The 10,737-nt window shown below is 66.7% G+C and carries 11 protein-coding genes and 2 tRNA genes; 7 read left to right on the top strand and 6 right to left on the bottom strand.

The features are described 5' to 3' along the window. Both GOARA_RS01120 and GOARA_RS01115 read right to left on the bottom strand, forming a co-directional pair. Positions 1 to 795, bottom strand: a 795-nt coding sequence (locus GOARA_RS01120; RefSeq protein ID WP_007320433.1) for an alpha/beta hydrolase, incomplete at its 3' end; no start/stop codon positions are given. Positions 796 to 900: 105 nt separating this feature from the next. Next, positions 901 to 1,713, bottom strand: a complete 813-nt coding sequence (locus tag GOARA_RS01115) for a serine aminopeptidase domain-containing protein (RefSeq protein WP_040521351.1) — start codon at positions 1,711 to 1,713, stop codon at positions 901 to 903. A gap of 85 nt (positions 1,714 to 1,798) precedes the next feature. On the opposite strand from GOARA_RS01115, the gene GOARA_RS01110 reads away from it, so the two are divergent. The 3 genes from GOARA_RS01110 to GOARA_RS01100 all read left to right on the top strand — a co-directional run bounded on the left by GOARA_RS01110 (position 1,799) and on the right by GOARA_RS01100 (position 5,064). Next, complete coding sequence (locus GOARA_RS01110; RefSeq protein ID WP_007320431.1) at positions 1,799 to 2,605, top strand: helix-turn-helix domain-containing protein; 807 nt, start codon at positions 1,799 to 1,801, stop codon at positions 2,603 to 2,605. 61 nt (positions 2,606 to 2,666) lie between these two features. After that, the gene (locus tag GOARA_RS01105; RefSeq protein ID WP_007320430.1) at positions 2,667 to 3,791 is read left to right on the top strand and encodes an acyltransferase family protein; all 1,125 of its coding nucleotides are present in this window, start codon (positions 2,667 to 2,669) and stop codon (positions 3,789 to 3,791) included. After that, complete coding sequence (locus tag GOARA_RS01100) at positions 3,772 to 5,064, top strand: hypothetical protein (protein ID WP_050947116.1); 1,293 nt, start codon at positions 3,772 to 3,774, stop codon at positions 5,062 to 5,064. Before GOARA_RS01105 ends, GOARA_RS01100 begins: the two co-directional genes overlap by 20 nt. On the opposite strand, the gene GOARA_RS01095 is transcribed toward GOARA_RS01100, so the two are convergent. After that, positions 5,037 to 5,531: an acyl-CoA thioesterase gene (locus GOARA_RS01095; protein ID WP_083834733.1), complete on the bottom strand. Its 495-nt coding sequence runs from the start codon at positions 5,529 to 5,531 to the stop codon at positions 5,037 to 5,039. The genes GOARA_RS01100 and GOARA_RS01095 overlap by 28 nt on opposite strands. 116 nt (positions 5,532 to 5,647) lie before the next feature. On the opposite strand from GOARA_RS01095, the gene GOARA_RS01090 reads away from it, so the two are divergent. Next, on the top strand, positions 5,648 to 6,634 hold the full coding sequence (locus GOARA_RS01090; protein ID WP_007320427.1) for an alpha/beta hydrolase: 987 nt from the start codon (positions 5,648 to 5,650) through the stop codon (positions 6,632 to 6,634). A gap of 30 nt (positions 6,635 to 6,664) precedes the next feature. Here GOARA_RS01090 and hisC read toward each other — a convergent pair whose 3' ends face one another. Further along, complete coding sequence (gene hisC / locus GOARA_RS01085) at positions 6,665 to 7,726, bottom strand: histidinol-phosphate transaminase (RefSeq protein ID WP_007320426.1); 1,062 nt, start codon at positions 7,724 to 7,726, stop codon at positions 6,665 to 6,667. A 100-nt stretch (positions 7,727 to 7,826) separates the two neighbouring features. Between hisC and GOARA_RS01080 the strand changes: the two genes are divergently transcribed. Continuing rightward, positions 7,827 to 7,918: transfer RNA gene (locus GOARA_RS01080), tRNA-Ser, on the top strand. Between the two features lie 35 nt (positions 7,919 to 7,953). Further along, positions 7,954 to 8,026, top strand: a tRNA-Arg gene (locus GOARA_RS01075). Between the two features lie 164 nt (positions 8,027 to 8,190). Here GOARA_RS01075 and GOARA_RS01070 read toward each other — a convergent pair. Together GOARA_RS01070 and GOARA_RS18720 are read right to left on the bottom strand one after the other, a co-directional pair. Continuing rightward, the gene (locus GOARA_RS01070) at positions 8,191 to 8,751 is read right to left on the bottom strand and encodes an SMI1/KNR4 family protein (protein WP_007320425.1); all 561 of its coding nucleotides are present in this window, start codon (positions 8,749 to 8,751) and stop codon (positions 8,191 to 8,193) included. Positions 8,752 to 8,754: 3 nt separating this feature from the next. Further along, positions 8,755 to 9,747 (bottom strand): DNA/RNA non-specific endonuclease, encoded by a 993-nt coding sequence (locus tag GOARA_RS18720; RefSeq protein ID WP_083834732.1) that lies wholly within the window; start codon positions 9,745 to 9,747, stop codon positions 8,755 to 8,757. Between the two features lie 211 nt (positions 9,748 to 9,958). Here GOARA_RS18720 and aqpZ point away from each other — a divergent pair, with 211 nt between their 5' ends. Then, entirely contained in the window at positions 9,959 to 10,702 is a 744-nt protein-coding gene (gene aqpZ, locus GOARA_RS01060; RefSeq protein ID WP_007320423.1) for an aquaporin Z, read from the top strand. Positions 10,703 to 10,737 lie beyond the last annotated feature (35 nt).

Below are 10,737 nucleotides of genomic sequence, written 5' to 3'. Positions count from 1 at the left end.
GAGACGCGGTGCGTTGACATACGGGTCGTGGGCTTCCCACTGCGGATCGGTGAACGGGCCCCACATGTTGATCGAGTTCCCGCCGCCGCGGCTGATATCCCATTGGGTGAGGAACTTGTTCTCCGGCGACGACACGTTGGCGCAGTCGCTGAAGCCGCCGACGGCGCGGTAGAGGTGCGGGTGCCGGGTCGCGAGTGTCAGCGCGGCCAGCCCGCCCATCGACGCGCCGGCGATCGCCTTGGCACCGTTGGATCCGAACCGTTCGGCCAGCAGGGGCGGCAGCTCGCGGGTCAGGAACGTCTCCCACATGAACTTCTTGTTGCCCATGCCCGGGTCGACCGTTCGCCAGTCCGTGTAGTAGCTGTGCGGGTCGCCGACCGGGGTCACGACGTTCACGTCGGTCTTCGACGCGAGTTCGGTGAGCTGGGTCTCGGAGTACCAGCCCGACTCGGTTTCATGCGCTTCGGCGCCGTCGAGCAGGTAGATCGTCGGCCGCTTGCCCGGTCGTGCCCTGGGTTTCGGCCGGTCGCCCGGGCGGGCGGGCCGTGCGGCGTCGTGCGGTCGTTGGAGGTCGACGACGACCTCGCGTTCCATCGCCGCGGAGAACACTCGCAACCGTTCGCGTCCTTTGAACGGGGTCACCGACACGATCCGACTCTTGGTCGGCGGGCCGGCTTCGGGACGCGGTGGTCGCGGGGGTGGCGGAGCTCCGTCGGCGACGGCGATACCGATGGTCAGACCGACGGCCAGCGTCGTCGCCACCGCGACGCTGGACCGGATCAAAGTGGTGTGCACTCGTGCTCGGCCTCTCCTCGACGCGTCGCATCCCCAGTCACACGCGTCACTTCAGTAACACGGAGAAGTATGTCGTGGTGGCCGACCCGTGCGCCAGCCCAGTCATCAAACCGAGACGCTGCCGTGATCGACCGACGTCGGCGTCGATGCCCACCAGTCGACGATGCGGTCGACGACCGGACCGGGAGTCCTGACCCATTTGACGTGGTCGGTTGATCCGTCCGGCGGACACAGGTGACGCGGATAGTTCCACACGGTCAGTACCCGCTCGGCGAAGTGACGCTCCAGCATCTCGGCCGCCGGCGTGGTCACCAGACGGTCGTCGGGAAGCCGCACGGCCAGCGTCGGGATCGGCGACCCCGAGGCGCCGCCGGTGCCGTCGTCGGGGTCGGGGAACGGCGTCGCGCCGGTGCGCACCATGCGGGCCCACTCGCGCATCAGGGTTCGCGGCGTCGGGCCACCGAACAGATTCGCGGGCCAGCGGCCTTCGACGGTCGTGACGACGGGCACGGCGGCTGCCAGCAGGTAGGCCGGATCGGTGAGGGGATAGCAGCGGAACCACGGCACCGATCCGGCGACCGTGACGAAGCCGTCCGGACGTCCATGCGCGAGATCGGGGTCCGACGAGATCTGTGCGCAGAGCTGGGCGCCGAGGCTGTGGCCGAGAACGACGATCCGTCGTGTCGGGTCGCTCGTGCGGATCGCGGCTACCGCGGCCGCGAGGTCGCCGGCCTCGTCCGCGTACGACCAGTCGTTGCGGCGCGACGGCGGTTCGTCGCCGGGTTCGATGCCACGTCGCGGCACGACCGACACCGGCCAACCCCGTTCGGCGATCGCATCGACGAGGGGCCGGTAGAACTTCGCCGGCACACCCATCGCAGGAGAGACGAGTACGTGTGGCTTGATGGTTGTCCGCATACGCCGACGATCCGCCCAGCGCCGACTGGAGTCCACTACCCGAGAGGTAATCGAACTCGAACCGCCCGCGGCCTACGATGACGCCATGTCGGCGCCCACCAAGAACCAAGTCGGGACGATGCTGCGGCGTTGGCGGGCACATCGATCGCTCAGCCAGCTCGACCTCGCCTATGACACCGGCGTCTCCCCTCGGCACCTGAGTTTCGTCGAAACCGGGAGGTCGCGGCCGAGCCCCGCGCTCATCGACGCCCTCTCCGCACGGTTGGACATTCCGCTGCGGGAACGCAACGCGCTGCTCCTCGCCGCCGGGCACGCGCCGCGCTACTCCGAAGAGCCGCTGGAGGCCGAGGCGATGTCGCGGGTCCGCGCCTCGGTGCAGCGGGTGCTCGACGCCCACGATCCGAATTTCGGTGTCGCTCTCGACCGCGTCTGGAACGTCGTCCTGGCGAACAACGCCGCCAATCTGCTGGTCCAGATGTTGCCCGAGCACCTCCGAGCCGAGCCGTTGAACCTCTTCCGCGCTTCGCTGCACCCTGAGGGATTCGCCGCGATGACACGCAACTTCGACGTCTGGGGACGCTATCTCGTCGACCTGTTGCGACGCTTGGTCCGGGTGACCGGTGATCAGCGGCTCGCCGACCTCGACGCCGAGCTGCGCACCTACCCGACCGTCGCCGGACTCGACCGCGCCCCGTCGCGATCGGCTCATGCCGGCGAGCCACAGCTCCTCGTTCCACTCGAGATGACCGTCGGCGACCAGGTCCTCTCCTTCTTCAGCACACTGACGACATTCGGGTCTCCGCGCGACATCACGCTGGAAGAGATGACCATCGAGCTGTTCTACCCGGCCGATGCCGCGACCGAGTCGTGGCTCGCGGCGATGAAGGGCTGATCGGCGACGCGTTGGGCCGGCATCCGAGCGGTCGCAGGCGGCGGCCTGGCAGGATCGGCGCATGGCCGCACGCGTCCCAGCGCTCACCGGAATCCGCACGTTGGCGGCGCTGTCGGTCTGCCTGACCCACGCGGCGTACTGGACCGGCCACTATCAGGACACCTATCCGGGGCGGTTGAGCGCACGCTTCGAGATCGGCGTCACGATCTTCTTCGTGCTGTCGGGCTACCTGCTGTACCGGAGCTGGGTGTCGCAGCTGCGGCGCGGTCCCGACGCCGAACCGGTGTCCGTCCGGACCTATTTCGTGCACCGGGCGCGCCGTATCCTGCCCGCCTACTGGCTCACGGTGATCGGCGTGTACCTGGTCTTTCTGGTGCGCGACAACCCGACGTCCTACGGCACCGGCTGGGGCGGATTCCTGCGGAACATGACCTTCACCCAGGTCTTCGGGCTGGGGCATCAGCACACCGGTCTCACCCAGATGTGGAGCATGGTCGCCGAGGTGGCCTTCTACCTGGTGCTCCCCGTCATCGCCGTTGCCGGTGTCGCGATCTGCCGCCGACGGTGGCGACCTGATCTACTGCTGTGCCTGCTCGGCGCCGTGGCGTTGGTCTCACCGATGTGGACATTCGCGGTCGTCGGCGCCGACGTCGACCTGTCCGCGCGGATCTGGCCGCCGACCTTCTTCTGGTGGTTCGTCGCCGGGATGGCGCTGGCGGTCTGTGCGCCATTGATGACGCGGGTGCGGACGGGGTGGTGGGTCGCCGCCGGTGTCGCCGCCTTCGTCCTCTCCGGGTTTCCCGGTGCGGGCGGTGCGACGATGACCCCCGAGACCGCCGCACAGACGATCGTCAAGCATGTCCTGTATCTCGTTGTGGCACTGGGGTTTATCGTGCCGCTGGCGGTGTCGTCTGGGCGGGATCGCGCCGGCGGGCCGGACTGGTGGTCGAAGATCTGGGGCAGTCGTCCGGCCGTCTGGTTCGGCGAGATCTCCTACGAGTTCTTCTGCGTTCACGTGATCGTCCTGGAGATCGTGATGGGTCTGCTCGGATATCAGGTCTTGCTGACCGGGTCGATGTGGGTGGCGTTCGTGGCGACGACGGCGCTCTCCGTGCCACTGGCCTGGGTGCTGCATCGGGTGACCCGACCGATCTGGCAGCGGAACTATGTCGGCTCAAGTCGGTAGTATTGGCAGCGTGAGTCAACGTGTTCCCCCCGCGGCCACCGTCGCTGACATCCGACGGTGGAGCGAGAACGCGCAAGTTCCCGGTCCGCGTCGGGAGCTCTCCGAGGCCGCGGCGAATCTGATCGGGGCGGGGTTTCTCGGTGTCGAGGCCCGGGACGTCGTCGTCCGGCGTCAGACCTACGGCCTTCCCCTGGCGACGTTGACCGACGGTTTCGGCAACCTGCGTCGCCTGCAACGCGGGATCGCGCAGATCGAGGCCCAATTGGCCAATCCCGTGCTGCCGACGATGGTCCGGTCCGGACTGCAGAACCGGCTCAACGGGCTGACGCGCCGCCGCGAGGACGCGCGCAAGCAGATCGTCATCGGCAAGGGCGTATATCCCGGCGGCACGCGTGCGGTTCGCCGCGAGCGCCGCGAAGGCGTCTACCTCGAAATCGAGGCGCGCGAGCGGCTGTTCGAGGGGCTGCTGCACACGCCGACGCCGGATGTGAACGCCGGCGGCTACGTGCGCCGCGCGGGGGGCGCCGCTTTCGGGCGTCTTGCCGGCGTGGTGGGCGGTCTCGCGATGCGGGCGATGGGTCCGCAGGTCGAGCAGTGGGCACGCCAGGCGGTCTCCGACCGCCCGGTGCCGTCGGCGCCTCCCGCGCCGCAGCACATGTCGTTCATCGACGGCTACGAAGCGCTGCTCTACGTCGCGGGTCAGTACTACGACAAGATCTTCGCCAGCCCGGCGTGGCGTTCCGACCACTTCACCGTGCAGCGCAGCCAAGTCAACCTGCACGCGGAACTCGCCGAGATCGCCGCCGACGTCGTCGCACTGCGGTCGGTCCGCGTCGACCTGGATCGCGCCATGCGCAACGGCGGGTTCGATCCGGCCTTCGTCGAACACATCTCGGCCAAGGAGCAGGAACTCCGGCCGGTGTGGATCCAGCTGATCGAACGGGTGCAGGCGCTCGCTGAGGTGTCGCATGTCATGGACTCGGCGACGGTCGAACTGCGGCTGCTCGACGAGTACGACCGCGCATCGACGATCGACGATCGCATCGTCGAACTCGTGTCGCGGTCGGGGAGCCGGGAGATCTCGGCGGACAACTCCAAACGGCTCACCGAACAGGTGCGCGTCGGCGAGGAACAGTTGCGGATCTACCGCGACGTGCTGGCCGGCAACATCGCGCGGATCTCACCGGGCGGACTGCCGCCCCAGCAGCTGCCGCCGCGGTACGAGCCCGCCGACCGCGCGACCGCTCACCCGCGCGACCACGATCTGAGGTAGTACTTCTCCTCGTCGGTGAGGCGGCGCAGCGAGTGCGCCTCGATGTCGACGACGGCCATCTGCGTCGTCGCCACGCAGGCCGCCTTGCTCTCGACGGCGGCGCCGGCCGCCCGGATCTCGTAGCCGATCGTGAAATCCACCGAGCGGAATCCTTTGATCCACATGCCGATCTGCAACGGGCTGTCGGTGTGCCGCAGCTGGCTTTGGTAGCGGATGTCGACGTGCACGATCATCGCGCTCTTGATCAACGGCTGATACTCGGGGCCGGCCGACAGCAGCCACTCGACCCGGGCTTCCTCCATGAGGGTGACCATGCGCGCGTGATTGACGTGCCCGAAGGCGTCCATGTCCGACCAGCGGACCGGTACACGGGCCACGAAGGCGAACTCATGCTTGCCGAGGCGGGGGGCGTCATCGCTCACCGGAATATCGTAGATGGACGCGAATCTCTGTGAGCGGCGACACATCGTAACACAGACGTAGCCACACATTTGCTGAGAATTTGCATCGCGGACTTATTTTCGGAGGGCCCGCCTCCTAGGCTTAGGGCCTATCTTCCGCACGTCCGTTTCTTGGGGAGCACATGCGTTTCAACCGAATAGGCATCACTGTCATGGTCGCGGCCTTGAGCGCGACCATGTGTCAGTTGATGCCTGCGGTCGCCGACGCGTCGCCCAAGGCCAGGATTTCGAAGTCGGTCAAACTCAGCCCGTTGCGGACCGACCTCTTCGTGTATTCGCCGGCGATGCGCGAGCGGATCAAGGTCTCGGTGCTCACGCCGGCGCGGGCCGGTTCGGGCCCGCGCCCGACGGTCTACATGCTCGACGGCGCCGGCGCGGAGGGCAAGGTCAGCGACTGGATCACCAAGGGGAAGGCGGGGCAGTTCTTCGCCGGGAAGAACGTCAACGTCGTTCTGCCCGTCGGTGGAGCCGGCACGTTCTACACCAACTGGCACAAGCGCGATCGCCGGCTCGGCAAACCCCAGTGGGAGACCTTCCTGACCTCTGAGCTGCCCAGCCTGGTGGACGGGCGGTTCAACGGCAACGGGCGCAACGCGCTGATCGGTCTGTCGATGGGCGGCCAGGCGGCCTACACGCTGATCAGCCGCCACCCGCAGCTGTACCGTGGTGCGGCTTCGCTGTCGGGATGCCCGCCGGTGTCTGGTCCGCTCAACCAGGGCTATGTCCGGACGACGGTGGCCCGTGCGGGCGGCGATGCCGACAACATGTGGGGGCCTCCCGGATCGAAGCGGTGGGTTTCGCACGACCCGGCTCACCGATTGGATTCCTTGCGGGGCAAGCAGTTGTTCCTGTCGGCCGGATCGGGTGCGATCGGTCCGATGGATCTGGCGCCGCGACCGAAAGAAGACATGCCGAAGGAGGCCGTGAACGCGTCCGGCTCGGCACTGGAGTTCGGGGCCTACCGCTGCTCGTTGGAGTTCGCCGTGCAGCTGCGTCAGGCGGGCATCGCCTACACCGACGGGTTCCGGCTCATCGGAACCCACAGCTGGCCCTACTGGCGCCAGGATCTTCCCCTTGCGTGGGCCACGCTCGCGCGCGGACTCTACTGACCTTCTCCGGCTGCCGGCGGCGGTCCGGCGCTAGCGTCGCGCCCAGTCTGACGCGAACCCCAGGAACACGTCGTTCTCGGCCGGGTGGGTCACGGTCACGCGCACACCGTCGCCGTCGAAGGGGCGGATGATGACGCCGGCGTCCGCGCTGGCCCGTGCGAACGGCAGCGAGTCGGCACCCAGGTCGAGCCACACGAAGTTCGCCTGTGACTCGGGCACGCGATAGCCGAGCGTGCGCAGTTGCGCGGTGACGCGGACCCGCTCGGTGACGACGGCTTCGGTGCGGGCCAACAGCTCGTCGTCGGCCTTGAGGCAGGCGACCGCGGCGTGCTGCGCCAGCGAGTTGATCGAGAACGGGATGTGCACCTTGCCGAGCGCGGTGATGACGGCGGGGTCCGCGACCGCGTACCCGACGCGCAGTCCAGCCAGCCCGTAAGCCTTGGAGAATGTCCGCAGGACAACGAGATTGGGAAAGTCTCGGCGCAGTTCCAGGGCGTCGTAGGCCGACGACGCGCCCAGGCGCATGTACTCAAAGTATGCCTCGTCGAGGGCGACGACGACATCGTCGGGAACCTTACGCAGAAAGGCGACGAGGTCGTCGCGGCTCACGACGGTTCCGGTCGGGTTGTTCGGATTGCAGACGAAGATCAGCCGGGTGCGATCGGTGATGGCCTCGGCCATCGCGGGCAGATCGTATGCGAGGTCGTCGTCGAGGGGCACCTGGACCGGCGTCGCCCCGGCGATGCGGGTCGCCAGCGGGTAGGTCTCGAACGAGCGCCAGCCGAACAGCACCTCGTCGCCTGGGCGGCAGGTGATCGTGACGAGGTTCTGGCACAGGGTCACCGAACCGCAGCCGACCTGAATCTCCTCGGGCGTGACGTCGAGCTTCTTCGCCAGTGCGGCGGTCAGTTCGACCATCGCGTTGTCGGGATAGCGGTTGACGCTGGCCGCGGCGTCGGCGATCGCGGCCGCGACACTGGGCAACGGGCCGAAGGTAACCTCGTTGCTCGCGAGCTTCACCGCGCCCGGGTGAGTCTTGCCCGGCACGTAGACGGGCAGGTCGTCGAGGTCGGGGCGTAGTCGCACGGTCACCCCACGAGGGTATCTGCCGGCGTGCGGACCTAGTGGTTTGCACCCCGTCGCATGGGGTGTGTAACCTACGTGTTCGGCAGTTCGAAAGGACTCCGCACCAGGAGGCGTGCCAGAGCGGCCGAATGGGACTCACTGCTAATGAGTTGTCCGGCCAACACCGGACCGGAGGTTCAAATCCTCTCGCCTCCGCCACCCGCACCGCGTGTGCGGCACAATTGAAAAGGCTCGCGCCCGTAGCTCAACGGATAGAGCATCTGACTACGGATCAGAAGGTTTGGGGTTCGAATCCCTACGGGCGCACACAGGAAATGGCCCCTCATCTGCGAAGATGAGGGGCCATTATCGTGCCGTCCAGAGTCCCCTACCGGTGTCGCCCACCCGAAACCCACCCGAAGCGGATGGGACCGCGCATTCCCATGGAGCCCGACGCCAATCGTCCCGCACTGGCCGCCAATCAGGCGGCGTTAGTAGGCGCTGCTGAAGAACGGGTCGGCAGGGTCGTAATTGCCCGTCAAGCTGTCGGGGAACCGGCCGGCCAGTTTCGCATACAGGTACTCGAGGAGCCCTCGGGGATCGAAGTCCCACGCGCCGCCGAAGTCCCCGAAGACGATCGGCCAGTCGTTTGGATCGTCGCCGGTGATCTTCCAGAATCCGTAATTGCCGCCGGTGTCGCGGCCCCATCCGAGGAAAGCGCCCGGACCGACGGTCCCGAGATTGACGGGCTCTTCCCGGCCGTCGGGCAGAAGCCACACCGAGGTCTCGGGGATCGTCGGCCGCATATCGGTCAGTGTGCGCAACGCGGACGGTGCCATCGTCGTGATCGTGCGGTCATCGGCGATTCCGGAATGCTGAGGGACCCACAGAGTCAGATCATCGTTGAATTCGCCCGTCCCGTAGACGGCGACGATGTCCTTGTAGTCGTCGGGCAATCGTGTGCCGAGCAGCTTCTCACACGCATCGAAATCAAATTCGGGAGGTGCCGCGGGCGGCGGAACAAGCGTGATCAGGTCATCGATGGTAGTCATGTTCTATCCACACCTTCGATTCTGGAATTCCCGGTAGATCGGTGCCATGCCGGCGCCCCAAGCGAGGATCCGGATCGACGACGGCGCCCTGTTGGGCCCGTGCGCGTAGATCGGAATCACGCGGTAGTTGACCTTGATACCACGATCGACGTGCCGCGCGACCTCGTTCTCGGTCTTCCTCATGTCGATGTTCGTACCGTGATCGAGCGTCACGATATTGCGCGGGTCCGTCCCCAATCCGCCCAGTTGGCTGCCGATGAGATGGCCGCGGTCGCAGCCAGCCCGGAATCCCGGCGGCTTGTCCCCGCCCGGACCCCGACGAGTGCCAGAACCGGTTCCTCGCATGCCCTTCGTCAGCACGCCGTTCGCACCGGAGGCCGACCGCGATGTGCCGCGGCCACCCCGGCCGGGCATCATCTGTTGATAGCGCTGACTGCCGCCGTCGGGAGAAGTGATCGTCCGGTCGCCGTACCGTCCCTCGCGCGACCTGAGACCATTCTTGATTCCTCTGGGGGACAGACCACCGGGAGCGGCGTATCCGGGCGTGGGGTTGGTGGATCGCGGCGACGGTGACCGTCGCGGTTGGTGGCAACGTGCCGCCGGGATCCGGATGTCGGTAGGTGCTGAGACGCAGTGTCTACGAGGCGTGTATCGGGGAGCGCCCGGTTTCTCCGGCGGCCGCAGGTTGCGGAGCCGGCCGCGCTGCTGGCAACCGGCGAGTTCGTTGGCGAGTGCGTTCCCGCGCGCGAGACCGCGTGCGCGCCAAGCGTTGTAGTACATGACCTGGGCACGGGTACCACCGCCGCGGGCGTTGATGGCCCGCACCTGGGCGCTGTAGTTGCGTGCGTCGGCGTTGTGGGCGGCGATTCGGCTGGGCAGCGTCGAACAGTTCGACGATGCTTTCGCTTGTGCCGAGACGCCCGGCATCGCCGGAATCGTCACGGCAACGAAAGCCGCAAGGATCAATGTGACAAGTGCGGTGATCGACCGGTTCATTCGTTTCCCCCTGATTGGGTTGGGCACCAGCCCCCTCTGCCGGCGCCACGCCCCGATCTTGCCCGCAATCCGACGGGGGTCATCCGGGTGACCTACGGATTCCGCGTTATCTGTCTGATTCCCATTGAGGAGGTTTGTCGGTAACGCGTCGAATATCGGCTTGAACGGGTTAGCTTGACCCTGTTCATCGGATTGAGGAAAGGATCGTCTCGTGACTGAATCACTCACCCGCAGGGGGCTTGCCGAACTGTTCGGCACGTTCTGGCTGGTCTTCGGCGGCTGTGGCTCCGCGATATTCGCGGCTAAACAGATCGCCGACACAGACGGCACGAGTTTCAATGTCGGAATCGGTTATCTCGGTGTGGCTTTGGCGTTCGGCCTGACGGTGCTGACGATGGTCTACGCGGTCGGCCACATTTCTGGCGGACACTTCAACCCGGCGGTGACCATCGGAGCCGTCGCAGCGGGACGTCTTCCCGCCAAGGATCTGATCCCGTACTGGATCGCCCAGGTCGCCGGCGGTCTGCTGGCGGGTCTGGCGCTGTGGGTCATCGCAGGTGGACGCAGCGGATTCGAGGCCGAAGGCAACATGGCCGCCAACGGCTTCGGCGATCACTCGCCGGCCGGATACTCGCTCGTCGCGGTGCTGATCGCGGAGATCCTGCTGACCGCTTTCTTCCTGCTGGTGATTCTCGGCTCTACCGACAAGCGCGCCCCGGCCGGTTTCGCTGGTGTGTCCATCGGTCTGGCACTGACGCTGATCCACCTCATCTCCATCCCGATCAGCAACACCTCGGTCAATCCGGCCCGCTCCACGGGCGTCGCCTTCTTCAACGGCGCAGGCGCACCCGGACAGCTGTGGCTGTTCTGGCTGGCTCCATTGGTCGGCGGTTTGATCGGTGGCGTGATCTACGTGCTGTTCTTCACCGATGAGAAGCTGAAGCTCGACACGTAAGCCGTCACGCAAACCAACTATTCGGGACAGACCCA

Source organism: Gordonia araii NBRC 100433 (assembly GCF_000241265.1).
In the GTDB taxonomy this organism is placed as follows: Bacteria; Actinomycetota; Actinomycetes; order Mycobacteriales; family Mycobacteriaceae; genus Gordonia; species Gordonia araii.
The sequence above is the reverse complement of the archived record's forward strand: the minus strand, read 5'-3'. Positions and strand labels throughout refer to the sequence as shown.